Raw genomic sequence first — 26223 nt, 5'->3', positions numbered from 1 at the left:
GAGGACCGATGACGGCCACACCCTTCCCCTCCCCGCTCCGGCTGAGCTCCTTCGCCCGTGCGCGCGATGCCTGGCCACTGGATCCGGACATCATCCACCTCAACCACGGCTCGTTCGGCGCGGTGCCGACGCCCGTCGTCGCGCACCAGGACGCCCTGCGCCGGCGCGCGGACCTCAGCCCCGTGGAGTGGTTCCCCCGCATCGCCGAGCGCGTGCGTGAAGCACGAGAGCGCACCGCCCCCTTCGTCGGCGCTCGTGCCGAGGACACCGCGTTCGTGCCCAACGCGTCGGCGGCGGCGACCGTCGTCTACAACGCGCTGCAGCTGGGGTCCGGCGATGAGATCCTCGTCACCGATCACGGCTACGGGGCTGTCACGATGGGCGCGAAGCGGCTCGCCCGCCGCTTCGGCGCGACCGTGAAGACCGTGTCCGTGCCGCTGCTGGCATCCGACGACGAGGCCGTGCAGCGATTCGAAGACGCCCGCACGCCCCGCACGCGCCTCATCGTGATCGACCAGATCACCTCCTCGACCGCCCGCCGCTTCCCCACTCGCCGCATCGCGGAGGCGGCCGCCGAGCACGGCGTGCGCACGCTGGTCGACGGCGCTCACGCCCCCGGTCTCATCCCGGACGCCGCGATCGCGGGCGGCGGCGACTGGTGGTTCGGCAACCTGCACAAGTGGCCGTGCGCCCCGCGCGGCTCCGCGCTGCTGGTCACGCAGGCCGATGACCGCCAGGAACTGTGGCCGCTGATCGACTCGTGGGGCGCTCCCGAGCCGTTCCCCGGCCGGTTCGACACCCAGGGAACGATCGACGCCACCACCTATCTCAGCACCCCCGCCGCGATCGACTTCATCGAGGACGAGTTCGGCTGGGCCGCCACCCGCGAGGCCATGACGGAGATGGCGGATGCCGGCGCCGAGGCCATCGCCGAGGCGCTGCGCCCGTACAGCACCGAAGACCCTCTGACCCCGCTGCCCGCACCCGTCCCGTCGATGCGCCTGATCCGTCTGCCGCCGGGGCTGGGAGCCACTCGCGAGGTGGCGGACGACCTGCGGATGCAGCTGCTGGAAGCCACAGGAGTCGAGACCGCGTTCACCAGCTTCCAGGGCGTCGGGTACTACCGCATGTCCGTGCACCTGTACACCGAGCGCTCCGACATCGACGCGTTCATCGAACGCTGCGTGCCGCAGCTGCTGCAGCGCGCCGGCATCGACACCGGCATCCGCTCCTCCGCATCCATCGCCTGACCACCCCGACTTCTCCCACTCAGAACCCACCCAGATCGAGAGGCACATCATGAAGCACAGGATCCTGACCGCCGCAGCGGGGATCGGCACCGTCGCCGCCCTCGCCCTCACCGGCTGCTCCTCCGGCGGCGGCCCCGCCGCCGACGGCTCCGTCACCCTGCAGATGGTCGAAAGCCTGACCAACCCGGCCCGCACCGACCTGCTGAAGGGATTGATCGCCGACTTCGAGAAGGACAACCCGAAGATCAAGGTCAACCTCATCTCGCCGCCCACCGAGCAGGCGGACCAGAAGATCCAGCAGATGCTGCAGTCCGGCAAGGGCGTCGACGTGCTCGAAGTGCGCGACATCACCGTCGGACCGTTCGCGAACAACGGCTGGCTGCACGATCTGAAGAGCGACCTCGACAAGTGGGACGGGTGGAGCGAGCTGACCGACAACGCGCAGTCCGCATCCGTCGCCGAGGACGGCAAGACCTACTTCGTGCCTTACGGCTTCTACGGGCTGTCGCTGTTCTACCGCACCGACCTCGTGAAGCAGGCCGGCTTCGACGGCCCGCCGCACAGCTGGAAGGACCTGCTCGAGCAGGCATCCGCCATCCAGGACCCGGCGAAGAACATCTTCGGCTACGCGTTCCGCGGCGGCCAGAACGCCAACAGCAACGTCGTCGCGGCCATCGAGGCGTACACGATCGACGACCTGAACGTCGACGATGCGTTCCTGCTCAAGGACGGCAAGACGATGTTCTCCGCCCCTGAGGCGCAGGATGCCGTGGACGACTACTTCGACCTGTTCAAGAAGGCGTCGCCGCCGTCTGCCGTCTCGTGGGGCTACCCCGAGATGGTCGCCGGGTTCACCAACGGCTCCACCGCGTTCCTGCTGCAGGACCCCGAGGTCATCGCGACCGTGCAGGGCTCCTCGCTCAAGGAGGATCAGTGGGACACCGCTCCGCTGCTCGTCGGCCCGAGCGGCAAGGCCGCGCAGCCACTGGCCGTCGCCGGCTGGGGCGTCGCCGAGAAGAGCGAGAACAAGGACGCGGCGGTCAAGCTCGTCGAGTTCCTGTCGTCGAAGGAGCCGGCCACGGAATTCGCGCAGGCCAACAGCCTCGTGCCGATCATCGCGTCCGCCTCGGATGACGAGTTCTACAAGACCGGCCCGTGGACCAGCTACGTCACCATGACCGAGGACCCCGACACCTACGTCAACGTGCGCCAGCCGCGCGGTGTCAGCTGGTGGACGGAGTGGATCCAGAAGTCCGACCAGGACGTGCAGAAGGTGCTGCTGGGCAACATGACCACCAGCGAACTGCTGAAGTCCTGGGACGCGTTCTGGACGGAGAAGTACGCCGCGGAGAAGGGCTGACCCCGTGGCTCGTCCCACCCGCTCAGGAGGCTCCGTCGGCACTGCCGGCGGGGCCTCCCGGCGCCCCTTCCGGGCACGACACGCGTGGACGCTGCTGGCGTTCATGCTGCCGGCGCTCGTCTTCGTCTGCTGGTTCACCTACTTCCCCATGCTGCAGGGCGCGCGCATGGCGTTCCACGACTGGAACCTGTGGGACCTGACCTCGACGCCCTGGGTCGGCTTCGCCAACTTCATCGCCGTGTTCCAGAACCCGGCGTTCCCCACGATCGCGTGGAACTCGGTGCTCTGGGTGGTGGGCTCGCTCGTGCCGCAGCTGGTGATCGGCTTCCTCATCGCGCTCGCGCTGCGCAAGAAGTTCCGCTTCCGCGGTCTCTACCAGGCACTGGTGTTCTTCCCGTGGGCGGTGTCCGGATTCCTGATCGGGATGCTGTTCCGCTGGATGTTCAGCGCCGAGTTCGGCGTGATCAACGACCTGCTCATGAAGGTGGGACTGATCTCGCATCCGCTGCCCTGGCTGGCCGATCCGAAGCTGGCGATGTTCGCTGTGATCGTCGCCAACATCTGGTACGGCGTCACCTTCTTCGCCATCATGATCCTCGCGGCTCTCCAGTCGGTGCCGGATGACATGCTCGAGGCCGCCAGCCTGGACGGCGCCGGCAAGGCGCGTCAGCTGTTCTCGATCATCATCCCGTACATCTCGATGACGCTGTTCCTGACGATCCTGCTGCGCGTGATCTGGATCTTCAACTTCCCCGACGTGATCTGGGCGATGACCCGCGGCGGCCCTGCCAGCCAGACCCACATCATCACGACCTGGATGATCGACTACACCCAGCAGGGCAACTACGGCATCGCGAGCGCGATCGGGCTCATCGTGGTCGCCTTCCTGTTCGTGTTCTGCGCGTTCTACCTGATGGTGATGAGGAAGGTGCAGAAATGACCGCAGTGACGACCTCCTCGACCACGGAGACCCGCCGCCTGACCGTGCCGAACCCGGCATCCGCTCCCCGTGGCCCCCGCAAGGTGACCGTCGGCGGCGTGGTGCGCGTGGTCGGCCTCGCGCTCTGGCTGATCATCACGCTGTTCCCGCTGTACTGGATCGCGCTGACCTCGTTCAAGGCGCCGGGCACGGTCAACACCTACCCGATCGAGTACTGGCCGAGCCGGCCCTCGCTGGAGAACTACGTCAGCCTGTTCGAGAAGAGCTCCTTCGGGGTCTTCCTCGGCAACTCGGCTCTGGTCGCACTCACGGCGGGCGCGGTGGCGACGCTGATCGCGCTGCTCAGCGCCTACGTGATCGCCCGGTTCGAGTTCCGCGGCAAGGGCGCAGTGCTGATCGCGTTCCTGCTGACGCAGATGATCCCCGCGTTCATCGCGCTCGGACCGCTGTACTCGATGATGAGCGACCTGGGTCTGGTCGACACCAAGCCCGGGCTGATCCTGGTGTACATCGCGATCTGCATCCCCTTCTCGACGGTGATGCTGCGCGGCTTCTTCGAGAACGTCCCGGACGCGCTCGAAGAGGCGGCGATGATCGACGGATGCTCGCGCCTGGGCGCCCTGTTCCGGGTTCTCGTTCCGGTGATGACGCCGGGCATCATCGCCGCGTTCATCTTCAACTTCGTGAACTGCTGGAACGAGCTGTTCCTGTCGGTGGTGCTGATGAACACGGATGCGAACCGTACGGTGCCGTCGGCGCTGAACGGGTTCATCTCGACGTTCAACATCGACTGGGGCTCGATGTCGGCGGCTGCTGTGCTGACGATCCTGCCGACGATGCTGATGTTCGCTCTCGCGAGCCGCTGGATCGTGCAGGGCCTGACGGCCGGCGCCGTGAAGGAGTAGCCCACAGTCGCGAGATGGTCAGTAGCGCAGGGCCTTGCCGCCGTCGACGATGATCTCCTGGCCGGTGGCGAAGCCCATCCCGAGAGCGAGTGTGGCGATCGCCTCACCGATGTCGGCGGCGTCGGCGAGGCGCCCCATCGGCACCAGTCGCGCCTCCGCTTCGAAGCCTGCCTGGGCGGCCTCCGTGCCGACCAGCCGCTCGTGCCAGCCGGACAGCACGGTGCCCGGGACGACGGCGTTGACGCGAACGGTGGGGGCGAGCGCCACGGCGAGTGCCCTCGTCAGCTGCGACAGTGCGGCCTTGCTCACGCTGTAGGGCAGGGAGCTTCCGACGACGCGGGTGGCCGAGATCGACGACACGTTGACGATCGAGCCGCCGCGCTCCTTGAGCGTCTCGGCGAACGCCTGGCACACCCAGAACGCGCCGAGGAGGTTCGTACCGAGGATCTCATCCCAGAGCTCGGGGGTGATGGCGTCCAGGTCGGTGAAGTCGATCTTCTTGGTCACGCCCGCGCTGTTCACCAGGATGTCGAGTCCGCCGCTCGTCGCGAGCAGCTGCGTGGCGGCCTGACCGACCGCGTCGCGGTCGGAGACATCGATGCGCAGCGGGTGCCCGGTGGCTCCCAGCTCCGCCAGTTCGGCCACGAGGCTCTCGGCCGCATCGGCCGATCGCGAGTAGCCGATGTGGATGTTTCGGATGCCGCGCCGCGCCAGCTCCACGCAGGTCGCGCGGCCGATTCCTGTGGCGCCGCCGGTGACCAGGGCGACGCGCTCCTCGGCGGTCATGCGACGCCGCCGAGCGCGTCAGCGGCCTGACGATCGGCATCCGACATGGGCAGTGACACGGCGGCACCCCTTTCCTGGGCGAGATAGACGCCCTTCACGACTTCGAGCGCTCTGAGACCGTCGCGACCCGTGACGGCAGGAGGCCGGCCTTCGCGCACGGCATCCAGGAACTCGGCGATCTGACGACGATGGAATTCCGGCACGCTGCGGCGTCCTGCCTCTTCCGCTTGCCAGGAGGCCCTGAGCGGCTCCTCGCCGTCGAAGGTCCACAGGTCGTTGACCGCCTGCGCAAGCTCGGGGCTCTCCGCGACCCCCACACTGTGCCCCGCCGTGCCGTGCACGGCAAGACGGAAGCCGGGTGCCTGATGGGCGACCGTGGGGCTGGGCTGCGAGGCGAACCCGTTCTCGAACGTCGTCATCGCCTGGACCGTCGCGATCGCCCCGTTCTCGTAGGTGACCACGGCGCCCGCGACGTCTTCCACGTCGATGTAGTCCGCGTGCTTGAGCGTGCCCCAGCGTCCGTACACCGAGGTCGGGGTTCCCAGCATCCAGTTCATCATGTCGATGTAGTGGATCGCCATGGTCAGCAGGGCTCCTCCGCCCTCACCCCCCCACGATCCGCGCCAGTCATCCTGCTCGTAGTACTGGCGGTCGCGGCCGAGATGAGCGAGGCATTCCGCCGCCACGACGCGGCCGAGGCGGCCCTCGTCGATCGCGTCGTGCATGCGCTCCGCTGCGGGGACGAACCGCCGCTGGAAGACCGTGCCCAGCGCGACCCCTGCCTCCTCAGCAGCCGAGACGAGCCGGTGAGCCTCGTCGAGCGACGTCGTCAGCGGCTTCTCGACCAGCGCCGCGACGCCGGCGGAGATGGCCTGCATGGCGGGCTCGAAGTGCTGCTTGTGCGGGGTGGCGATGAGAACGGCATCCAGTTCGGCCTGCGCGAGCATCCGCTCCACGGAGTCGTAGGCCGAGGCACCCGGGTACTGCCGCGCGACCTCCTCGGCCTTCTCCTGCGTGCGAGAGCACAACGCGGCCAACTGCACACCGGGAAGGGATGCGGCGCTCTCGGCGTGGATGAGGCCGAATCTGCCCAGGCCCACGACGCCGACGCGAAGGTCCTCGGTCATGCACGCCTCTCCTGTCCGGAACGAACGACTCCGGCCACCATCATGGCCTCGCGCAGGGTGCGATACGCGAGCTCGGCCGCGGCCCGCTCGTCGAAGTCCGGCTTCGCCTGCCTGCGCACGCTGATCTCCACCGAGACCGTACCCCGATATCCGCCACGCTCGAGCAGCCCGAGGAAGGCGGGATAGTCGAACTCGCCCTCACCGGGGATGAGGAAGTCGAACCCGGCTGCGCCCCGGCGATGGTCCTTGACCTCGACGACGACCGTGTGCGGCAGCAGGGAGGACACGACCTCCGCCAGGTCGAAGTCGCGCACCGCGAAGTGCGAGATGTCGAGGTTGATGCCGAGCGCGGGCGACGCGATCGCCTCCAAGACGGCCAGTGCGTGCTCCGGCCGCGACACCACCGCCCCGGCGTGCGGTTCGAGGGCGACCGTGCAGCCCGCGGCCACCGCCTGTTCGACCAGGTCTCCGAAGCGGTCGATGATGAGAGCGCGGTCCGTGTCCCAGGAGTCCTGAGCCACGATGGGCGGCGGGTTGCCGCCCAGCAGCGGCGCCTTGGGCTTGTGCGCTCCGAGGCTCACCGGCAGCGGCTTTCCGCCGCCGAGGATCGCGGCGACCTCGAAGGAGCGGATCAGTCGGCGGCGGCTCTCGACCCAGGTGTCCTCATCGGTGACCAGCGGCGCGTTGGCCGTCACGCTCGAGATCTCGAGTCCGATCTCGGCGGCGGATGCCCGCCAGCCCGCTGCATCCGCGTCGGATGCCGTGGCCGCATCCGTCGGCCAGCCCTCGCAGACGGTCACCTCGACGCTGTCGTAGCCGATGTCCGACAGGCTGCGCACGGCGTCGCCGAAAGGCGTGTTCGGCATGGACCAGGTGTTGTATCCGAGCTTCACGAGCGGGCTCCGGCAGGGCTCAGCAGCTGCTTGACGCCCTCGCTCGCTCGCACGGCGTCGAAGGCCGCCTGCCACTGATCCAGCGGGTAGGTCCGGCTGACGAGCGGTTCGAGGTCGACCAGGCGCATCTCGAGCAGCCGCATGGCGTGGTCCCACGAGTCCGGTGTACTGGCGAAACCGCCGGTGATGACGAGTTCATGGAACGACACGAGCGCGAGGTGGACGGGCACCGCGTTGCCGCGCTGGCCGATCTGCACGTAGCGTCCCCCGCGCGTGACCCGGGTGATCCCTTCGGCCATCCCGCCGGCCGAGCCGGAGCACTCCAGGACGACGTCGTACTCAGCGGCCAGCCGGCCGGGATCGGTGGCCGTCTCGAACCCCAGGGCCGAGGCCACGTCGAGCCGCTCGGCGTCCGAGGGCGTTCCCAGCACCGTCACGACGCCTCCGGACACCCGCGCCACCTGCGCCGCGAGCAGCCCCATGGCGCCGGGGCCGATGACGAGGACACTGTCCGCCGCCTGCACGGCGGGCATCGGATGGAACAGGGAGCGGCACACGCACGCCAGCGGCTCGCTGAGCGCTCCCACGTCGACGGGGATGTGCTCCGGTAGTCGGCGTGCGTTCTTCGCCGGAACGACGATCTGCTCCGCGAACCCGCCATCCGCGCCCGAGCCGATCGACACGCGCGACTGACAGCGGTTCGGCGATCCGGAGCGGCAGCCGCGGCACACGCCGCACACCGAGAAGAACGTCTCGAGCGCGACCTCCTCACCGATCCTGGCGGGGTCGATGCCCTCACCGACCGCCGAGATGGTGCCGCTGACCTCATGACCGAGCGTCACCGGCGGGCGCGAGCCGTAACTGCCCTCGAGGATGTGCAGGTCGGTGCCGCACAGACCCGCCGCGGCGACGTCGACGACGACCTGCCCTGGTCCTGCCTCCGGCCGTGGCCCGTCCTGCAGCGCGATGTCCTCGGGCGCAGGGCCTGTCTTGCGCAGAGCTTGCATCATCGGATTCGTTCTCCCACATATTGTTGCGCCCACCGTCTGCAGGTCGACGCGATCTCTTCGATGGCCTGTTCGCGGCGCCTGGTGCCATCCAACCAGGCGACGATCGACTCTCCCCAGATGCTTCGTCCGATGGCGAATCCCCCGTAGCCGGGAGTGGCCGCAGAGACGTCGAGCCACCGGCTGACGGTGTCTCTGGGCGCACCCGCCCCCAGCACGACGCAACGGGCGTTCGCATCGGCGAGCCGAGCCTGCGCGACGATCTGCGCGGCGTCCTCCTGCGACGAGGTGCCTTCGACCTTCCAGACGTCCACGTGCACGCCTGCGTCCTGCAGTTCGGCCATCGAGGCGCACAGCCCGTCGACGTCCACGGTGGGGATGGCATCCGGGCCATCGGCGCGCTGGCCGACGATCAGCTCCAGCATGAGGGCGATCGGCTCGCCGGCGACGAAGTCCGACAGCTCCCGCAGCCGCTCGCGCTGGATGCGCCGATGATCGGCGGGGTCCGTCACGCGGTAGCGCACGAGCGCCTTGGCGAACGCGGGCCGGAACTCCCGCAGGTGCTCTCGGAACGCATCGCCGTATTCGAACGTGAAGACATCCTGAGACGCCTTCTCGACGGGCATGGCGACCGCGATGCCGCTCTCGACGGCTCGACGCGCGAGCGGGGCGCCGAACTCCTCGTCGACGATGATGCCGGGCCTCACCCCGTGCAGGCCGCCCTCGACGACGACCTCGAACGCGTCGAAGATCAGCTCTTTGGAGCGTCGGATCTCGTCGTCCGTCATGCCGGTCGGGCGCACGGAGGAGAAGTTGCGCTCGCGGTGGTCGAACGCCAGAAGTGCGATCGGCGTATCGTCATCGACACCCATCGCGCCCGGCTCTGGACTGAACATACCGGGAACCCTACCAGATTGTTACTATGTCGCTATGTCTTTACAGCTGAATCGAGAATTGGACGTCGTCACAGCGGGGCGAGCGGTCGTCGATCTGTACCCCGCCGAGGATGGACGCGCCCCGAAGGACGTGGTGTCGTACAACCAGTTCCTCGGCGGATCCCCCACCAACGTCGCCGTCGCGGCCGCCCGCGCCGGGTTGCGCAGCGCCGTCGTCACTCGCACCGGCGACGACCTCTTCCACGACTTCCTGGTCGGCCAGCTCGAGGGGTTCGGGGTCGATACGCGCTGGGTCCACGCGGTGCCGGGGCGACGCACCACGCTCGCCGTGTGCGATCTGCAGGAGCCGCACGAACCGGGGCTCACCTTCTTCCGTGACCCGCAGCCACCGGAGGAGAGCATCGACGCCGAGGAGCTCTCCGGTGCCGCGGCATCCGCGCGCATCCTCTGGATCACGGCATCCGGATTCGCATCCGAGCAGTCCGCCGCGGCGCACATCGCCGCACTCGCCACCGCCGATCGCGTCTTCCTCGACCTGGATTACCGGCGCGACTTCTGGGCGAGCGAGAGCGCGCTGCGCGATCGCCTGCGCCCGATCCTCAGCCAGGTGGATGCCGTGATCGGCAACAAGCACGAAGTGGAGATCGCGCTCGGCGCGAGCGGAACACCCGAGCATCTCGCGAAGGAGCTGCTGAGCCAGGGGCCCCGCCTCGCTGTCGTCAAGGGAGGGCAAGGAGGGGGCGCTCGCGGCAGCCGGCGACCAGACGATCGAGCAGCCGGCGTTCCCCGTGCAGACGGTGAACGGGCTCGGGGCAGGTGACGCGTTCGGCGGACAGATCCTGGCCGGCGAGGTCGCCGGATGGCCGCTCGAGGTGACCATGCGCCACGCGGTCGCCGCCGGGGCGATCGTCGCATCGCGCCGCGGATGCTCGGTCGCGATGCCCACGGCATCCGAAGTGACCGCATTCCTGGCAGGGCGCCGCTGATCCGCAGGGCGGCGCGCCGGGCGGCCGCCTGCTTGCTTGCGCACCGCGCTGGGATTATCGTCCTAATGAGTGGACATGTCTAGCGAGGAACGAGGTGGCGATGTCGACCGATGAGGCCGTGATCCCGGTATCGCTTGATCGGAATTCGCCCGTCCCGCTGTATTTCCAGCTCGCCGAGCAGTTGATCGCGGCGATCACCGACGGGTCGGTGCAGCCCGGTGATCTCGTCGAGAACGAGGTCGCCATGAGCAAGCGCCTCGGCCTGTCGCGCCCGACGGTGCGATACGCCATCCGCTATCTCGTCGACCAGGGCCTGCTGGTGCGAAAGCGCGGGCTGGGCACCTTCATCACCAGTCGCCGCGTGCACCGCAAGGTCAGCAAGGGAAGCCTGTACGAGGACCTCGCGACTCAGGGCCGCAAACCCAGCACGAAGATCCTCAGCCAGGTGACCGAGCGCAACCCGAAGGCGGCTGTCGCGCTCGAGCTCGACCCGGACACCGAGCTGATCGGGCTGAAGCGTCTGCGTTACGCCGACGGCGACACGCTGACCATCATGCACAACTGGCTGCCGACCCGGTTCGCACCGATCGACAACGACGACCTCGAGCAGCGCGGCCTCTACTCGTTCCTGCGCGACCACGGCGTCGGTCCCATCGTGGTGCACCAGTCCATCTCCGCGCGGCTCCCCACCACCGAGGAGAGCGAACTCCTCGAGATCCCGAACCGCCTGCCCGTCATCACAGTGCGGCGCACCGCCTTCCAACCCGGAGGCGCTCCCGTGGAATACGCGGAACACGTCTACCGATCCGACAACTACGAGATCGATCTGGTCCTCGAAGAGAACTGATCCGTTCTCTCGGCGAGGATGGACCGGCCGGCCTAACGAGCTCCGCCGTCATCGATTCCTGGCTATGTATTGACATATTAACCTCCGCCCAAATAAGGTTGCTCGCAGAGACGACCCGAAAGGCGCATCATCATGGCAAGGATTCCCCTCGCGATTGTCGGCAGCGGCGGTATGGGGACGCGACACATGTTCGGCCTCGCAGAGCTGGAGAAGGCGGGACTGAACCCGTTCGACCTCGTCGCCGTCTGCGACGTCGATTCGGCGCGCGCCGAGCTGCTCGCAGGCGAAGCGCAGAAGCACCTCGGCCGACGTCCCGTGACCTGCGCCGACCTCGAATCCGCGCAGCGTGCAGGCGCCGTGGCCGTCGACATCACCACGGTGCCGCGCTTCCATCACACGCTGGCCGCTGAGGCCATCGCGCTCGGAATCGACGTGATGGTCGAGAAGCCGGTCGGGCTCACGATCGCGGCCGCGCACACGCTGGAGAAGGCCATCTCCGGATCGGATCGGATCCTCAGCGTGGCCGAGAACTTCCGTCGCGACCCCACGAACCGCCTTGTGAAGGCACTCATCGACGGCGGTGTCCTCGGCGAACCGCGCTACTTCCACCAGAGCTCGAGCGGTGGCGGCAATCTCATGGCGATCTCGATGTGGCGTCATATGAAGGACGACAGCGGCATCCTCTTCGACGCCGGCACGCACTACACGGACATGATGGAGTACTACCTCGGCCCGGTCTCCAGTGTGTACGCGCAGATGCGCCTCTACGAGAAGACCCGCTACAACCCGGCGGCCACCGGCGGCGCCCCGGCATCCAACCCGGGCGGTGTGTACGGCCAGTTCCAGGCCGCGATGCCGGCCGAGTTCACCGCCACGGCCGACGACGCCCTGTTCGCCATGGTCAACTTCGAGTCCGGCGCGATCGGTCAGTACGCCGAGAACCGCGCAGGGCACGGACGCTCGGAGTGGGCGCGCAGCGTGCACGGCTCGGCCGGCGCCGTGGAGATCCCGAAGGACCGCAGCGGAGAGCCGCTGCTGCTCACGCTGGACGGCAAGCACACCTATACCGGCGCCGAGATCCTTCCCCTGGTGCCCGACTTCGAGCTCGACGATGCGACGGCCGCTCTCTTCGGCGGCAGCAGGGCGACCGCGTACGGGCTCGACTTCGAGACCGTCGACCGCCTGCTGCTTGCGGTCGAGTACGCCGAGTTCGGCGCCTCCATCGCATCCCGCCGTCAGCCCGAGGTCGGCTTCACCGAGGGCCTGCGCGCGATCGCTCTCTGCTACGCGATGATGGAGTCCGGGGCTGCCGGCGGCACCATCGTGACCGTCGACGATGTGCTGAACGGCACGGTGCGCGGCTACCAGGAGAGCATCGACGCCGCCATGGGCGCGGACGCCTGAGTCGAGATGGAGCGCTTCACCCCCGTCGCCGACGGCGTCTTCCTCCTCAAGGTCCCCTTCACGGGCGTCTGGACAGGGGTCGTCCTCGTCCTCAGCGACGATGAGCCGATCCTCGTCGACAGCGGAGGCAGCGCCGAGACGGTGGATTCGACGATCGTTCCCGCCCTGGCGGACCTCGGTCTGACGCTGTCGGACATCGGCTGGGTGCTGGCGACCCACATCCACGGCGACCACGTCGGGGGCATCGCGCGGATGCGTGCGCTCGCGCCTTCGATCAAGGTCGGCGTCTTCCACGAATCCCGGACACGGATGCAGCAGCCGCTCGCGTACAGCCGTGAGATCCGGGCGAAGTTCCCCGAGCACAGTGCCGCGCCTCCTGCCGTGCTCGACGGGGCGGAACCCGACCTCCTCCTCGAGGACGACGCCATGATCGGCCCGCTGCGCACGATCCACACGCCCGGCCACGACACCGACGCGTGCTGCTTCCTCGACACGCGCTCGGGCACGCTCATCACCGGCGACTCGCTGCAGCTGAACGGCACGATCTCCCAGGGGTGCGCGCTGCTGTTCGATCCGGGTCGGTACCTCGCTTCGCTTCATCGACTGCTGGATCTTCCGGTGCAGAACATCGTCTGCGGTCATCCGTATCTTCCGCTGGGCGAGACCGCCATCGGCGAGGAGGCCGCCCGCCGGTTCCTCGCGACGTGCGTCGGATGCTACGAGCACGACCGCGGATTCGTCGCCGGGATGGCGCACGCCGGCGTCGCCGATCCCCTCGCCGTCGCGCACGCGCTGGTCGAGGAGATCGGCGGAGTCGCACCGGCGAAGATGTTCCTGCCCATGCACACCGTGGCCGCCTATCAGGAGGCCGCCGAAGGAGAGAACGCATGAAGACCGCACTGATCACGGGAGCCTCGCGGGGAATCGGCGCCGGATGCGCACTCGCGTTCGCGCGCGAGGGGTACCACGTCGGGATCAACCACCGCTCCTCCGCGGAGGATGCCGAGAGCATCGCGCAGCAGTGCCGGGACCTCGGCGTGGAGGCCGAGGTGTTCGCCGCCGATGTCGCGGACGCGGCCGAGGCCCAGGCGATGGTGGAGAGCTTCGTCGCGCGCTTCGGGCGCATCGATGTGCTGGTCAACAACGCCGGCGGAGCGCTGAAGATGCCCCAGGGCGGGTTCATCGACATGCCCGTCGACTACTGGGACAGCCAGATCGCACTCAACCTCAGCGCGGCGGCGTACTGCACGCAGGCCGCCGCCCGTTCGATGGTCGCTCAGGACGTGCACGGAGCGGTCATCAACATCTCGTCCATCCACGGCGACATCACCTGGGTCCGCCGCAAGTCGCTGCCGTACTCGGCTGCGAAGGGCGGGCTGAACATGATGACCAAGTCGCTCGCGGTCGAGCTCATCGCGCACGGGATCAACGTCAACGGCATCGCCCCCGGGCTCATCCACACCAAGGCGCTCGACCGCTACACCGAGCGCGACCTCAACGGCTTCAACCGCAAGATCCCCTTCGGTGGCGGCGGCACTCCTGCCGACATCGCCGAGGTCGCCGTGTTCCTCGCGGACAAGAGCAAGAGCCGTTTCATCGTCGGTCAGACGATCACGGTCGACGGCGGTCAGTCGATCGACGGCGCGATCGACGCGATGCTCGACGATTCGTTCTGAGCGCGGCATCCCGCACGACCCCGAGCAGGTCCGGACACCATTGACGACACGGCGGATCATCTATAGCATGACATCCGTACGACAGTAACAACTGTTGTCTTTACATTTGCTCGATCGAGTCGTCGCTCCGTCAACGTCGAGGATGCGGGTCCCGGTCGCACCGATCACCCCGAGGATTCCCCATGACTCGTCGATCCCGTCCACTCATAGCGACCATCGCGGCATTCGTGCTCATACTCTGCGGGCTGACCGCCCCGACAGCGGTGATCGCCGCCACGGATGCCGTGGTCTACGTCGCCGCAGCATCCGGCGACGACCAGCAGGCCGGCACCGACCCGGCCCAGCCGGTGCGTACGCTCGATCGCGCCCTCGCCCTCGTGGCGGACGGCGGCGGTCGCGTCGTGCTGATGGACGACTACCCGCTCACGGCCACTGTCAGCGAGCCGGCGCACACCGCGCCGATCCTCGTGACGAGCGACGACGGCGAGCGCACCTACCCGGGGCGCCTGGTGTTCGGGAACACCGCCTTCATCGAGTACAACCTCGCGGGTCCGACGACGTTCGCCGACCTGACGGTCGTCACCTCGCAGTGGGCGGTCTTCGCCGCGAACTACCATCCCATCGCCTTCGGCGAAGGGATGACCATGGTCAGCACCCCGAAGCCGGGAGTGCGGCAGGTCTTCGTCGTCGGCGGCTATCACGGACCCTCCGCCGATGAGACGGTGCGCGATGCGGATTCGCACATCTCGATCGGCTCGGGAACCTTCTACAAGGTGTCCGGGTTCACCCGCGGAAAGGGTGTCGCCACGCAGACGTACACCGGCACCTCGCACATCACGATCACCGGCGGCGTCATCCAGGAGGTCTTCGGGGCGGCCCTCGAGAACCACTACTCCGGCAGCACGGAGATCACGATGAGCGGCGGCCGTGTCGGCACGCTGCACACCGGCGGTGACGTGACGCGCTACCTCCTGGGCTCGGCATCGATGAACCTCACCGGCGGTCACATCAGCACGATCGACATCAACAACGTCGTCCAGGACGTCGACCTCGCCCTCGACGGCACGACCTGGGATGCCATCAAGGCCGCGAACGCGTGGGGCGGCGAGGAGAGGCGCGACCAGATCCTGGCCTTCGCGCCCGTGCGGACCGTGCGTTTCGCCGGCCAGCACCACACGGCCACGCAGGTGGCGGCCCTCAGGGAGATCTTCGATGTCCTGATCAACACGGCGGATGTACGCGTCAGTGCAGGCGGCGGGGGCGACGAGTGCAGCGCCGGCAACCCGTGCGGGAGCCTGGAGACCGCCCTCGGTCTGCTCGCCGCCGACGGCGGTGCGATCACCATCAGCGGTGCCGTCGCGTGGGACGTGAGCCCCGCGACGCTCACCGCCGGCGCAGGCCGAGTGAGCTTCGTCGGCGACGGCGCGGCATCCATCTCCTTCCCGGCCGATGCCGACATCGCCTTCGCCCGCGACGTCACCTTCGAGACGGTGAAGATCGACAACGCCGGCGCGCTCGACTTCCGCGTCGATGGCGTCGACCTCACGATCGGCGATGGAGTCACCCTCCGCGACGGCAGCCTCGCGAGCCTGTCGGGCGTGAGCGACGGGGCCTCGATCTCTGTCGAATCCGGTGCATTCGACCGCGTCGTCGGAATCACCGGCCTGACCGGCGATTTCAGCGGCGCCACCGATGTGACCATCGCGGGCGGCACCGTGAAGCGGGTCTTCGCGGGCACCGACTCCCCCTACGACGTCGCCGGTGTGCGCGTCACCGTCGCGGGCGGTGAGGTCAGGAAGCTGACGTCATCGGCAGGGCGGATCACCGAGACCCTGATCGCCCGATTCCTCGGCGGAGAGGTGCGGGATGCCGAGCTGAAGCGCGCGGATGCCGCGGTCAAGGTGCGGATCGGTTCAGCCGAGATCAGCAAGATCAGCGTGGCCGGCTGGTCGGCCGCGAACGGCGCCAAGCGCTCACTGACTCGACTCCCCGGCGCCGACGCGACGGTGATCGACAGGATCGCGCCCGCCTTCGACACCATCACCGACGATGAGGTCGTGTACCTCTCCTCTGCCGGCGACGGTGACGGCAGCAGCCCGACCCACGCCAGTGGCGACCTGCGCACGGCGATCGCCGCGCTGTCGGGCGACGGCCGCGTGGTGCTGACCGACCAGTACACGATCGAGGACGGGCAGGACCTGGGCGCCCACGACCCGCACGTCGTGCTGACCTCCGACGACGGTGACATCGACTTCGGTGCGGACGGAGCGGCCCTGCAGATCGAAGGCGCGATGCGCCTGGGCGGCCCGACCACGTTCCGGGAGCTGCAGCTGCAGTCCCCGGCGATCGACGGCACCATCTACGGCATGGGCCACGCGCTGACCATCGGCGCCGACGTCTCCACCGAGTTCACCCGTCGCGGTGAGACCTACCTGAGCATCGTCGGCGGCCGTGACGACGCCACCGCGGCACCGGCCACATCGGTGACGGTCAAGGGCGGGACGTGGTCCGACCTGCGCGGCGGGTCCGACGACACGGCGACCGTGACGGACGACGCCGAGATCTCGGTCGAGATCGACGGCGGCACGTTCTACGGAACCGTGGTCCTCGCCCACCGCGGGAAGACCTCGGGATCGGCATCCGCCACGATCGACGGCGGAACCTTCACCCACGGCATCTACGCCGTCTACGAGGAAGACGGCGCGGAGTATGCGGCCGACTACGACGTCGACATGACGGTGACCGGAGGACAGGTCTGGGCCACGATCGCCCCGGCGAAGTCGCGGTCCACGGTGCTCGAGGGCAGCTTCGACCTGACGGTGTCCGGGGGCGACTTCGGACACCTCACCGACCTGCTCGGCAGCGAGGGCTTCGCCGGATCCATGACGAGCGCACTGCACGTCGACCCGGCGCTGGATCTTCAGGCCGCGCCCACCGGCGAGCTGACCTTCACCAACCCGCTCGTCCGGGCTGCGGACCCGTACATGTTCGTGCACGACGGGCAGTACTACTTCCTCGCCACCTCGGGCACGACCATGTCGCTGTACAAGGTCGCCAACCCGGCCGACCTCTCGCAGGCCGTGGGTTCGGTGATCTTCGCCCCGGATGGAATGGCGAACCTCTGGTCGCCTGAGATCCACCACCTGTCGGCGGAGGAGGTCGGCGAGGAGAACGCCGGCTGGTACCTGTACCTCTCCGCAGCGCAGCTCGGTGAGGGTGCCGCCGAGGGTCAGCGACAGCATGTGCTGAAGGCTCTGGACGGCGACGACCTGTTCGGCCGCTGGGGCGACCCGGTCACCGGCGAGGTGAACGTCGCCCGACGGATCACGAACGTCGACCATCCCGACTTCAACGCGGAGAGCTTCGTCGCCGGCATCTCGCTGATGCGGGTCGCAGGCGAGACCCACATCATGTATGTGGCTGAGCTCGGGCGCGGGACGAGCGACTTCCACCAGACGATCAACATGAGCCGCATCGTCGACCCGTGGACCCTGAAGGGCGACCCCACGGTCATCACGCGCTCCGAGTACGACTGGGAGGAGTACGGCTACGCCCAGTCCACCAGCGACCCGAACATGTGGTGGCCCAAGGTCGTCGAAGGCAACACCGCCGTGTACGGGCACAACGGCGAGGTCTACCTGGCGTACTCCGCGAGCGGCTACTGGACCGTCAACTACGCGATCGGCTACCTCAAGTACGTCGGGGGCGACCCGATGGTCGCAGCCAACTGGGTCAAGAACCCCACGCCGATCATGAGCAGGAACGACGAGGTGACCGGTACCGGCACGGGCCCCAACTTCAGGGACCACGAGGGCACGGACTGGTTCATGTACCAGGCCCGCCCCGGTACTTCGACCACCACCGCACGGCACGGGTTCATCGAGCCGTACGTCGCCGACGCGGACGGGCTGCGGATCGGTGACGGCTCGGGTCACCCGGCTCCGCTGTCGAAGGAGTACACCATGAGCGTGAACCCGATCCCCCTGGCGAAGAAGATCAGCGGCTTCACCGACTGAGGGCGGACACGAAGATGCGCCGACGCGATTCGCGTCGGCGCATCTTGGTGTGCGGAGTTCTTCGTGTGCGGGGTTCTTCGTGTGCGGAGTGGGGAGATCGAGCAGCCCGCGTCAGGCGGACGTGACCGTCAGGCGCACCGTCTTGGTCACCGTCTCGTCCGGCTGGATCGTCGTCGCGGTGCCGGTGAGCTCCCGCGCACGGCGCACGCCGCTGGGGTAGCCGCTCGCAGGCTCCAGGGCGAGCGAGTGCGCGCTGCCGTACCAGGGGTAGTCCTGCCTGCCACCGGCCTCGTACCAGTACCAGGCGAAGGGGAAGTCCGCCCTGCTCCACTCCAGCTCGACGCCGAGCCCGAGCTCGGGGTTGCGGATGCGGGCGCGCACCTGCTCGTCGTCGAATGCGCCCAGGAAGGCGAGCCGTGCGACGCCGCTGCGGTCAGCGTGGAGCTGCGAGAGATCGTGGTGCGCGCCGTCGACCTCGATGTGATCGGGCCAGCGCGGCGGCTGCTCGGTCGGCGGGAGGTCCTCCGGCATGTCGGGGTTCACCTGGCATCCGGTGATCTCCACCGTCGTGTTCGGCCCGATGAGCGGCTCACCGAAGGCCGGATGCTGGACCCAGAGCACGTCGACGGGACGGGCGCCCAGGTGTGTCACCGATTCGGTGACCGTCACCTGGTTCCCCGTGATGGTGACGTCCTTGGTCACCGCGAACGGGCTCCGCGCGAGCACAGTGGTCATGCGGACGCCGCCGGGAATCTGCTCCGCCTCGAAGGGCGTGAGCCAGGTCTCACCGTGGAAGCCCCAGTCGACGCCGTGCTCGACAGAGGCTCGCCCGGCGTTGGGGAACATGGTGTTCCACCCACCGCCTGAGCGGTCGAGCGCGAGCGCCTCGGGAACGCCGGGGAGCGGCAGGGCGTTCGGCGGGCGCAGCCCCCAGCGCGGGGTCCACAGCACGTTCACCCCGCTCGCGCGGTCGGTGATCGAATGCACGTCCCCGCCCTTGCCGGGGATGACGGTGACCTCGAGCTCCTTCGTGGACAGGCGATGCGCCTCCCATCCGGAGACTGTGGTGATCTGATGCTCGGTCGCCGAAGTGGTCATCGCCGCTCTCTCTGTGCTCTCGTTCTGTGGTCTCGTTCTGTTCTCGTCACCGCAGGCCGGCGCGCGACATCGAGTGCATGAACTGCCGCTGGAAGATCAGGAACACGATCAGGACCGGGATGAGCGATGACACCGATCCCGCCAGCGCCGGCCCCAGTGAGACCGTGCCGTCCTCCGACATGAAGCGCGTGAGGCCGAGCGGGATCGTGAACTTCGATTCGTCCGTGATCATGATCAGGGCGCTCTCGTAGTCGTTCCATGTCGCGTCGAAGATCAGGATCGCGAGCGCAGCGAGCATCGGTCGGGCCAGCGGCAGGTAGATGTGGAAGAAGATCCGCCATTCACTGGCGCCGTCGATCCGTGCCGCCTCACCGAGCTCTCGCGGTGCGGAGGCGAAGTGCTGTCGCAGCAGGAATGTCGAGAACACCGATGCGAGGCCGGGAAGGATCAGGGCCCAGAGTGTGTCGTAGAGGCCGATCTGCCGGAAGAACATGAAGCGCGGAACCAGGAGCAGCTGCCCGGGGACCATGGAGGTCGCCAGGAACGCCAGGAACAGCACATTCTGGCCCTTGAACTTCAGCTGTCCGAAGGCGTAGCCGGCCAATGTCACGACGATGAGCTGGCCGATGATCGTGGCGATGACGACGATCGTCGAGTTGGAGAAGTAGCGCACCATCGAGCGCTCGCCGAACCAGACGTTGATGTAGTTGGCCCAGACCATCGGATCCGGGATCCACCGCAGCGGGATCTCGAAGATGTCGACGTTGTTCTTCAACGACGAGGAGACCATCCACAGGAAGGGGGTGAGGAACAGCAGCGCGATCGCCGCCATGATCAGCCCGGTCAGCCACCAGACGGCGCGCTCCTTGCGCTTGCGTCGGAGGTATCCCGCACGGGCGATCAGAGTGGGCGCCTCGATGATTTCGGTACTCATGCCTGGCAACCCTTACGTGTAGAGCCCGCGGCCGCGCTGCAGACGGAACAGGGCGACGGACATCACGAGCACGCCCAGCATGCTCATCACGCCGATCGCGGCCGCGTAGCCGAATCGATACGAATGGAATCCGACCTCGTACATGTAGTACGAGAGCACGGTGGTCGATTCACCGGGACCGCCGGATGTCATGAACTGGATCAGTCCGAAGGACTGCGAACGCCCGATGAAGGACGTGATGAGCAGGAAGGTGAGCATCGGGACGAGCCCGGGAAGAGTCACGGTCGTGAACTTGCGCAGGGCGCCGGCGCCGTCGAGCGTGGCCGCCTCGTACAGCTCCTCCGGCATGTCCTGCAGCGCGGCGATCACGAGGACCGCCACGTAGCCGGCACCGATCCAGACGGACATCAGCACGATCGCCGGCAGCGCCCAGTCCTGGGACACGAACCATTTGGGCGGTTCGCTGAGGCCGATCGCGCGCAGCGTGTCGTTCACGAGGCCCGAGGTCGGGTGCAGCAGCAGCAGCCACACCGTTCCCGCCGCGACCGTGTTGACCAGCGAAGGAAGGAAGAAGATCGCGCGGAGCAGCCCTCGTGCGGGCATCGGACGGTTCAGCGCGATGCCGAGGACCACTCCGACGGCGACCGTGAGCGGTGTGCCGACCCCGGCGTAGAACAGCGTCCGCCCGATCGACGACCAGAACTTCTCGTCGCCCATGAGCTCTGCGAAGTTGGCCCCGCCGACCCACCGGATCCCCTCGATGCCCGAGACGACGTTCCAGTCGGTGAACGCGATGAAAAGTCCCGCGAACAGTGGCACGATCAGGAACACCGCCACCGCGACGATCGTCGGCGTCAGGAACGCCCACGGGATCCACCACCGGTAGCCGTTGACCAGCGCCCGCGGCTTGCGTGGCGGCGTGGGCAGGCGGGCCGAGCGCGGAGCCCGGCCCGCCTGTGTGGTCACAGCTTCAGTCACAGTCACAGGCGCGTCTTTCTCAGGATGCCTTGGCGATGGCTTCGTCGGCCTTCTGCGTCAGCTCTGCGATGCCGTCGCTCACCGACTTCGTGCGCAGCCGCACTTCGCCCTCGATCTGGGACTTGAGTGTCGAGATCTCGGTGTACGCCGTCGTGATCGCGCGCACGGACATCGGCGGCTCCTCCGTGAAGAACATCTTGTCGAACGCATCGACGTCGAACAGCTTCTCCCGGTCGGGCCCGAACAGGTTCTCGTACATCGTCTCCGACGGGTTGGCGAACTGGTCGGGCGACACCTTGCCGGCGGTCGTCATGTGGTCCGCGCCTTCGCCCATCCAGAACTTCACGAACGTCCATGCCGCTGCCGGATACTGCGTCTTGGCAGAGATCTGGACATCATCGCCGCGCACGCCGGGGTTGAAGTACGGCTTCCCCGCCTGAGGAGCCGGGTAGGGGCGGAACGTGATGCGGAAGTCGTGCGGGTACTCCGTGAGGTTCTTGGCGTACCGGATGACGTTGTTTCCGTCGATCATCATGCCGAAGGTGCCGTCGAGGAAGTAGTTCTGCGCGTAGCCGCCGATACCTTCGGCCGTGATCCGCTCCTGCGTGAAGATCGACCCGTCATCCTCCATGGCGAGCACGAGATCGAGCTCGTCCTGGTAGGACGCGTGACCGAAGTTCGACTTCTTGCCGCCGTCCTTGTACAGGTAGTCGCCGCCGAGCGTGGCCGGGAACGGCTTCGGCGCGTTGTAGGCGCCCACGTCGAAGCCGGCCTTCTTCATGGCCTTCGCTACCTTGTGGTAGTCGTCGATCGTCCAGTCGAAGGGAACGTCGACTCCCGCCTTGTCGAGTGCGTCTTCGTTGATCGCCACGTAGTTCGGGTACATCGAGGTGGGAATCGAGAACAGCTTGCCGTCGACCAGCGTGCTGATCGGCTTCTTCTGGACGAAGCTCTTGAACTGGTCGTCCTTGTCGGCCAGCTCTGTGAGGTCGAGGGCAAGGCCGGCCGCCGAGCGACGGGCGATGTCGACGGTTCCATAGGAGAAGAACACGTCGATCGGAACGCCGCCCTGCAGCGCCGTGTCGAGCTTGAGGATCCCCTCGGGGTTGTTGACGAAGCGGACGTATTCGACCTTGATCTTGGGATGCTTCTTCATGAACGCGTCGATCAGGGCCTGCGGCCCCATCTCGGGAGCCACACCGCCCCAGACGACGAGCGTGCCCTCTTCCTCGGTTCCCTTATCGGTGGCTGCGGGCTTTCCGCCGGTGCCGTCCGCGGGACCGCATGCCGCGAGCAGGGTTGTTGTCGCTGCGAGACCCAGGCCTCCGATCAGCAAGCCGCGCCTGCTGATCCGGGTGTTGTTGGTGACCACGATCTGACCTCCTTGTCGGTGCGGCTCCAGGGATTCAGATCTGGATCTGAAGCTGCTGTATTTCAGCATATGGAGCCGTTATTCATGTGTCAATGTCTAGAGGTAATAACATTTGCATCCTTGCGGGATGCCGTTCCGCCTCAGCGCGTGTTCGCGACCAGGGCCGTCTCGCTCACGCCGAGTTCCGCGATGGGCTCGTCCAGCGCAACGGGCTGGATCTCGCCCGAGATGGTGTCGAGCCCGCGCTCGAGCTCGCTCCAGTCCTTCAGTCGCAGGAGCACCTCCAGGCGGAACGCCGTCGGCCAGGCAGGCAGCCACTCGCAGGGATGGAACTCGGTCACCACCGGGCGACCCCATCGCGTGTGGAAGATCGCCTCGTCCTGCGACCCCGCAGGACGCACTCGTCCGCGCACGGAGAGCGTGCCGTCGGAGATCAGCTGGCTGGCGCCGATCCACAGGGCCAGCGCGCGCTCGCGCCACTGGTCGTCGCCGGTGAGGTCGGCCAGCTCGAAGAACGACAGGACGTCGTGCAGCGAGTACTGATCCACCGCGGTATGCGCGGTCGAGACCGAGGTCATGCCGAAGGTGTCGATTCCGACCTCGTGCAGCAGGCTGTCCTCCGGGTAGCGCACCGTGAAGTGCATCATCCAGGTGCTCAGGTACCGCGCTGTGACCACGGCCGCGTCGACGAAGCGCTGTTCACCGGTGACGCGATGCAGGCGCAGCGCTGAGATGAGCAGAGGACTCGAGGACTCCTTGTCGATGCAGTACGTGTCCAGGGCGCCGGCAGTGGTGTATCCATCGCGCAGCAGCTCGTCGTAGTAGAAGTCGAAGGCGCGCGTCGCACTGTCGAGGTAGACGTCCTCGCCGGTGACCTCGTACGCCTTGAGCAGGGCAGGCACGAGGAAGCATCCGACGGTGCCGCCCTCACGGAAGACGCTCCCATCGGGGTTCCACGCCTTCGCGAACTGACCGTTCTCCTTCTGCTCCCGCAGTGCGAAGTCGCAGATTCCCAGCGCGACGCGCTTGTACTCGGGCCGGGACATGCCGATCCGCTCCGCGATCTGGAACGCCGTCAGCAGATGCTCGGCGGCGCCCCCGAGGTTGCAGGCGTCGATCGGGAAGATGCGCTTCCCGTCGGCTCCGGTGACGAACTCCGGGTGGTACTCCTCGTAGGGAAGCTCCTTGCCCGGCTCCTTGCTCTGCTCGAGCTTCTCCTCCGCCTGCTGCAGCACGCCGTCCTCGGTCGGGGAGAGACTGAACTTGATGCGCACCATGCCGTTGGGCATCGCGAACTTGCACCAGTCGTCCAGCACGCTCAAGCCCTTGTCGCGAGCATCCTTGTCTCCGGTGCGCTCAAACTCCTCCAGCAGCGCGACCGAGAGCAGCGCGCTCTGCCCCACCCAGCCGATCTCGTACTTCGACACGCGCGCCTTGCCGAAAGCCGTGATGTCGTCGTGCCAACCGCATCCGCGGTTGATGCTGACGAATCCATCGGCCTCCTTCGTCCAGAGGAACTTCGTGTACGCCATGCTCAGGTCGTAGAGCCGCTTCGGGCCGAACTTCTCCTGCACGGGGTGTCCGTAGTAGCGGAATGCGAAGTCGATCAGCGGCTGGTAGTCCAGGTGCGGCCGTTCTGCCTCGAATCCTCCGATGACCGCCTGGAAGACGCGCCGCGGCTCCATGGAGCCCTCGTAGGCGTCCTTCCAGAAGTGCCGGTGGAGCACCTGCGGTCCTTCGACCTCGGGCCAGATCAAGGAATGGCGCTCCACGTCGCCCTCAAGGGTGAGGGAGCAGCTGACGGCGTCGTCGAGGGCGCCGGAGAGCACGACGGCCTGTCCGTCGGCCGCCGAGTAGGTGCAGGCCGGGATGGTGGCGCGGTGCCACGCCCAGGTCCACGGCGTGCCGTCGGCGGCGCGGTCTCCCACATACTCGGGGGTGTCGCCCCAGCCGTTGCCGTTGTAGCTGATGCCGGGAACCATCGTGTACTGAGGGGTGAACGTGGTCTCGAGCTCCATGCGCATCGAGTCGGTCGCCTCGTCGCACACCCGCTCCCACAGCCAGAATCCGCCGTCGATGGGCGTGAAGGTGTCCTTCGCCCCCTCCCGCGCGAGAATGCGCAGGATCGGCGCACCATCGCGCTGCAGCGTCCACTGGTCGCTGTCGAATACGAACTCGTCCTTATCGGTGGTCATCATCGCCCTTACTCGTGTTGTGTTCGTTGCGTTCAGTCGTTCTGGGGGAAGCCGAGGTTGATGCCGCCATGGCTGGCGGGATCGAGCCACCGGCTGGTGATCGCCTTCTCCCTGGTGAAGAAGTCGAATCCGTGCACGCCGTATGCCTTCGCGTCTCCGAACAGGGATGCCTTCCAGCCGCCGAACGAGTGATACGCGACCGGCACCGGAATCGGCACATTGATGCCGACCATACCGACCTGGATCTCGCTCTGGAACCGACGCGCGGCACCACCGTCATTCGTGAAGATCGCGGTCCCGTTTCCGAAGCGTCCCGAGTTGATCAACGCGACGCCCTCCTCGAAGGTCGCGATGCGAACCACCTGCAGAACCGGCCCGAAGATCTCCTCGGTGTACGCGCGGGAGTCCAACGAGAGGCCATCGATCAGGGTCGGCCCGAAGAAGAATCCGTCCTCGTTCCCTGCCACCGCGCAGGCTCGACCGTCCACGACGATCGTGCCGCCGTCGGCTTCCGCGATGTCGACGTACCCGGCGACCTTGGCACGATGCTCGGCACTGATCAGCGGGCCCAGATCCGGCTCGCCGTCCGGACCGCCCGCGCCGTCGCCCACCCGGAGCGTCGAGATGCGCTGGGCGATCTTGTCGATCAGCGCATCGGCCACAGGCTCCACCGCCAGCACCACGGACAGCGCCATGCACCGCTCCCCGGCCGCGCCGAATCCGGCGTTCACGGCCTGATCGGCGACCAGGTCGAGGTCGGCATCCGGCAGCACCAGCATGTGGTTCTTCGCGCCGCCCAGCGCCTGCACCCGCTTGCCGTGCTTGGCCGCCGTCTCGTAGATGTACTGCGCGATCGGCGTCGACCCGACGAACGAGATCGACTGCACCTCGGGCGAGGAAAGCAGCCCGTCCACGGCGAGCTTGTCGCCGTTCAGCACCGTGAACACGCCGTCGGGCAGGCCCGCTTCCTTCCACAGCTCGGCCATCCACAGCGAGGCTGACGGATCCTTCTCGCTCGGTTTGACGACCACGGCGTTGCCCGCCGCGATCGCGATCGGGAAGAACCACATCGGCACCATGGCGGGGAAGTTGAACGGCGAGATGATGCCGACCACGCCCAGGGGCTGCTTCAGCGTGTACACGTCGATACCCGTGGACACGTTCTCGGAGAACGCGCCCTTGATCAGATGCGGGAATCCGGTGGCCAGTTCCACGACCTCCTGACCACGAGCGATCTCGCCCATCGCATCGGAGACGACCTTGCCGTGCTCACGGGTGATGATCGCCGCCAGCTCCGCCTTCCGGCGGTTCAGCAGCTCACGGAACGCGAACAGCACGGTCTGCCGCCGAGCCATCGACATCCCACCCCATACCTCGAAACCACGCCGTGCCGATGCGATGGCCGCATCGATGTCAGCCTGATCCGCAAGGGCGACCAGAGCCTGAACAGCACCTGTCGCAGGGTTGAACACGGGAGCGGTGCGACCGCTCGCAGATGCGTGAGCCGCGCCATCGATCCAGTGCCCGATCGTGGGGACTTCGTTCGTGGACAT

At 67.5% G+C, this 26223-nt stretch carries 22 protein-coding genes; 11 read left to right on the top strand and 11 right to left on the bottom strand.

Features of this window, described 5'->3' with window-relative positions; translation table 11 throughout:
- Positions 1-8: 8 nt before the first annotated feature.
- From QF046_RS13485 to QF046_RS13470, 4 genes are read left to right on the top strand one after another with little or no spacing between them, the layout of a single operon-like run.
- Positions 9-1250: an aminotransferase class V-fold PLP-dependent enzyme gene (locus tag QF046_RS13485; RefSeq protein WP_307370673.1), complete on the top strand. Its 1242-nt coding sequence runs from the start codon at positions 9-11 to the stop codon at positions 1248-1250.
- A gap of 49 nt (positions 1251-1299) precedes the next feature.
- Complete coding sequence (locus tag QF046_RS13480) at positions 1300-2610, top strand: sugar ABC transporter substrate-binding protein (RefSeq protein ID WP_307370670.1); 1311 nt, start codon at positions 1300-1302, stop codon at positions 2608-2610.
- 4 nt (positions 2611-2614) lie between these two features.
- Positions 2615-3550 carry a carbohydrate ABC transporter permease gene (locus QF046_RS13475; RefSeq protein WP_307370668.1) on the top strand — a complete coding sequence of 312 codons (936 nt, stop codon included), beginning with the start codon at positions 2615-2617 and terminating at the stop codon, positions 3548-3550.
- Positions 3547-4455: a carbohydrate ABC transporter permease gene (locus QF046_RS13470; RefSeq protein WP_307370666.1), complete on the top strand. Its 909-nt coding sequence runs from the start codon at positions 3547-3549 to the stop codon at positions 4453-4455. Before QF046_RS13475 ends, QF046_RS13470 begins: the two co-directional genes overlap by 4 nt.
- Positions 4456-4473: 18 nt before the next feature.
- Here the strand turns inward: QF046_RS13470 and QF046_RS13465 are convergent, their stop codons facing one another.
- The 5 genes from QF046_RS13465 to QF046_RS13445 are packed head-to-tail and all read right to left on the bottom strand — an operon-like array spanning position 4474 to position 9164.
- A complete protein-coding gene (locus QF046_RS13465) occupies positions 4474-5241 on the bottom strand; it encodes an SDR family NAD(P)-dependent oxidoreductase (RefSeq protein ID WP_307370663.1) in 768 nt (255 codons plus the stop codon).
- Positions 5238-6368, bottom strand: coding sequence for a Gfo/Idh/MocA family protein (locus tag QF046_RS13460; protein ID WP_307370660.1), 1131 nt, complete (start codon positions 6366-6368; stop codon positions 5238-5240). The genes QF046_RS13465 and QF046_RS13460 overlap by 4 nt, the downstream gene beginning before the upstream one ends.
- On the bottom strand, positions 6365-7261 hold the full coding sequence (locus QF046_RS13455) for a sugar phosphate isomerase/epimerase (RefSeq protein WP_307370657.1): 897 nt from the start codon (positions 7259-7261) through the stop codon (positions 6365-6367). The genes QF046_RS13460 and QF046_RS13455 overlap by 4 nt, the downstream gene beginning before the upstream one ends.
- Positions 7258-8271 (bottom strand): zinc-binding dehydrogenase, encoded by a 1014-nt coding sequence (locus QF046_RS13450; RefSeq protein WP_307370654.1) that lies wholly within the window; start codon positions 8269-8271, stop codon positions 7258-7260. Before QF046_RS13450 ends, QF046_RS13455 begins: the two co-directional genes overlap by 4 nt.
- Positions 8268-9164: a 2-deoxy-5-keto-D-gluconate 6-phosphate aldolase domain-containing protein gene (locus QF046_RS13445; protein WP_307370652.1), complete on the bottom strand. Its 897-nt coding sequence runs from the start codon at positions 9162-9164 to the stop codon at positions 8268-8270. Before QF046_RS13445 ends, QF046_RS13450 begins: the two co-directional genes overlap by 4 nt.
- Before the next feature lie 34 nt (positions 9165-9198).
- Here QF046_RS13445 and QF046_RS13440 point away from each other — a divergent pair, with 34 nt between their 5' ends.
- The 7 genes from QF046_RS13440 to QF046_RS13410 all read left to right on the top strand — a co-directional run bounded on the left by QF046_RS13440 (position 9199) and on the right by QF046_RS13410 (position 18093).
- Positions 9199-9984, top strand: coding sequence for a PfkB family carbohydrate kinase (locus QF046_RS13440; RefSeq protein WP_307370649.1), 786 nt, complete (start codon positions 9199-9201; stop codon positions 9982-9984).
- The gene (locus tag QF046_RS13435) at positions 9953-10150 is read left to right on the top strand and encodes a PfkB family carbohydrate kinase (RefSeq protein ID WP_373425732.1); all 198 of its coding nucleotides are present in this window, start codon (positions 9953-9955) and stop codon (positions 10148-10150) included. Before QF046_RS13440 ends, QF046_RS13435 begins: the two co-directional genes overlap by 32 nt.
- Positions 10151-10250: 100 nt before the next feature.
- Positions 10251-10997: a GntR family transcriptional regulator gene (locus QF046_RS13430; protein WP_307370645.1), complete on the top strand. Its 747-nt coding sequence runs from the start codon at positions 10251-10253 to the stop codon at positions 10995-10997.
- Positions 10998-11129: 132 nt separating this feature from the next.
- The gene (locus QF046_RS13425) at positions 11130-12401 is read left to right on the top strand and encodes a Gfo/Idh/MocA family protein (RefSeq protein WP_307370643.1); all 1272 of its coding nucleotides are present in this window, start codon (positions 11130-11132) and stop codon (positions 12399-12401) included.
- A gap of 6 nt (positions 12402-12407) precedes the next feature.
- Complete coding sequence (locus tag QF046_RS13420; protein ID WP_307370641.1) at positions 12408-13292, top strand: MBL fold metallo-hydrolase; 885 nt, start codon at positions 12408-12410, stop codon at positions 13290-13292.
- Positions 13289-14077 carry an SDR family NAD(P)-dependent oxidoreductase gene (locus QF046_RS13415; protein ID WP_307370638.1) on the top strand — a complete coding sequence of 263 codons (789 nt, stop codon included), beginning with the start codon at positions 13289-13291 and terminating at the stop codon, positions 14075-14077. Before QF046_RS13420 ends, QF046_RS13415 begins: the two co-directional genes overlap by 4 nt.
- A gap of 182 nt (positions 14078-14259) precedes the next feature.
- The gene (locus QF046_RS13410; protein ID WP_307370636.1) at positions 14260-18093 is read left to right on the top strand and encodes a family 43 glycosylhydrolase; all 3834 of its coding nucleotides are present in this window, start codon (positions 14260-14262) and stop codon (positions 18091-18093) included.
- A gap of 111 nt (positions 18094-18204) precedes the next feature.
- Here the strand turns inward: QF046_RS13410 and QF046_RS13405 are convergent, their stop codons facing one another.
- The 6 genes from QF046_RS13405 to QF046_RS13380 all read right to left on the bottom strand — a co-directional run bounded on the left by QF046_RS13405 (position 18205) and on the right by QF046_RS13380 (position 26223).
- Positions 18205-19191: an aldose 1-epimerase gene (locus QF046_RS13405; RefSeq protein ID WP_307370633.1), complete on the bottom strand. Its 987-nt coding sequence runs from the start codon at positions 19189-19191 to the stop codon at positions 18205-18207.
- 46 nt (positions 19192-19237) lie between these two features.
- Positions 19238-20125 carry a carbohydrate ABC transporter permease gene (locus QF046_RS13400; RefSeq protein WP_307370631.1) on the bottom strand — a complete coding sequence of 296 codons (888 nt, stop codon included), beginning with the start codon at positions 20123-20125 and terminating at the stop codon, positions 19238-19240.
- A 12-nt stretch (positions 20126-20137) separates the two neighbouring features.
- Positions 20138-21109, bottom strand: a complete 972-nt coding sequence (locus QF046_RS13395; protein ID WP_307370629.1) for a carbohydrate ABC transporter permease — start codon at positions 21107-21109, stop codon at positions 20138-20140.
- A 13-nt stretch (positions 21110-21122) separates the two neighbouring features.
- Complete coding sequence (locus QF046_RS13390; RefSeq protein ID WP_307370627.1) at positions 21123-22475, bottom strand: ABC transporter substrate-binding protein; 1353 nt, start codon at positions 22473-22475, stop codon at positions 21123-21125.
- Between the two features lie 140 nt (positions 22476-22615).
- Entirely contained in the window at positions 22616-24673 is a 2058-nt protein-coding gene (locus QF046_RS13385; protein ID WP_307370624.1) for a hypothetical protein, read from the bottom strand.
- 29 nt (positions 24674-24702) lie between these two features.
- Positions 24703-26223 carry a CoA-acylating methylmalonate-semialdehyde dehydrogenase gene (locus QF046_RS13380; protein WP_307370622.1) on the bottom strand — a complete coding sequence of 507 codons (1521 nt, stop codon included), beginning with the start codon at positions 26221-26223 and terminating at the stop codon, positions 24703-24705.

The sequence above is a fragment of the Microbacterium sp. W4I4 genome, from assembly GCF_030816235.1.
Taxonomy (GTDB): Bacteria; Actinomycetota; Actinomycetes; order Actinomycetales; family Microbacteriaceae; genus Microbacterium.
Note: the sequence above shows the minus strand (reverse complement) of the source record. Positions and strands in the feature narration are given on the sequence as shown.

Excerpts from the sequence above, each read along its gene's own strand:
- QF046_RS13400 (WP_307370631.1), bottom strand. The coding sequence starts at position 20,125 with ATGAGTACCGAAATCATCGAGGCGCCCACTCTGATCGCCCGTGCGGGA.
- QF046_RS13485 (WP_307370673.1), top strand. The coding sequence starts at position 9 with ATGACGGCCACACCCTTCCCCTCCCCGCTCCGGCTGAGCTCCTTCGCC.
- QF046_RS13450 (WP_307370654.1), bottom strand. The coding sequence starts at position 8,271 with ATGATGCAAGCTCTGCGCAAGACAGGCCCTGCGCCCGAGGACATCGCG.
- QF046_RS13380 (WP_307370622.1), bottom strand. The coding sequence starts at position 26,223 with ATGTCCACGAACGAAGTCCCCACGATCGGGCACTGGATCGATGGCGCG.
- QF046_RS13470 (WP_307370666.1), top strand. The coding sequence starts at position 3,547 with ATGACCGCAGTGACGACCTCCTCGACCACGGAGACCCGCCGCCTGACC.
- QF046_RS13385 (WP_307370624.1), bottom strand. The coding sequence starts at position 24,673 with ATGATGACCACCGATAAGGACGAGTTCGTATTCGACAGCGACCAGTGG.
- QF046_RS13460 (WP_307370660.1), bottom strand. The coding sequence starts at position 6,368 with ATGACCGAGGACCTTCGCGTCGGCGTCGTGGGCCTGGGCAGATTCGGC.
- QF046_RS13425 (WP_307370643.1), top strand. The coding sequence starts at position 11,130 with ATGGCAAGGATTCCCCTCGCGATTGTCGGCAGCGGCGGTATGGGGACG.
- QF046_RS13430 (WP_307370645.1), top strand. The coding sequence starts at position 10,251 with ATGTCGACCGATGAGGCCGTGATCCCGGTATCGCTTGATCGGAATTCG.
- QF046_RS13440 (WP_307370649.1), top strand. The coding sequence starts at position 9,199 with ATGTCTTTACAGCTGAATCGAGAATTGGACGTCGTCACAGCGGGGCGA.
- QF046_RS13420 (WP_307370641.1), top strand. The coding sequence starts at position 12,408 with ATGGAGCGCTTCACCCCCGTCGCCGACGGCGTCTTCCTCCTCAAGGTC.
- QF046_RS13480 (WP_307370670.1), top strand. The coding sequence starts at position 1,300 with ATGAAGCACAGGATCCTGACCGCCGCAGCGGGGATCGGCACCGTCGCC.
- QF046_RS13410 (WP_307370636.1), top strand. The coding sequence starts at position 14,260 with ATGACTCGTCGATCCCGTCCACTCATAGCGACCATCGCGGCATTCGTG.
- QF046_RS13465 (WP_307370663.1), bottom strand. The coding sequence starts at position 5,241 with ATGACCGCCGAGGAGCGCGTCGCCCTGGTCACCGGCGGCGCCACAGGA.
- QF046_RS13405 (WP_307370633.1), bottom strand. The coding sequence starts at position 19,191 with ATGACCACTTCGGCGACCGAGCATCAGATCACCACAGTCTCCGGATGG.
- QF046_RS13445 (WP_307370652.1), bottom strand. The coding sequence starts at position 9,164 with ATGTTCAGTCCAGAGCCGGGCGCGATGGGTGTCGATGACGATACGCCG.
- QF046_RS13415 (WP_307370638.1), top strand. The coding sequence starts at position 13,289 with ATGAAGACCGCACTGATCACGGGAGCCTCGCGGGGAATCGGCGCCGGA.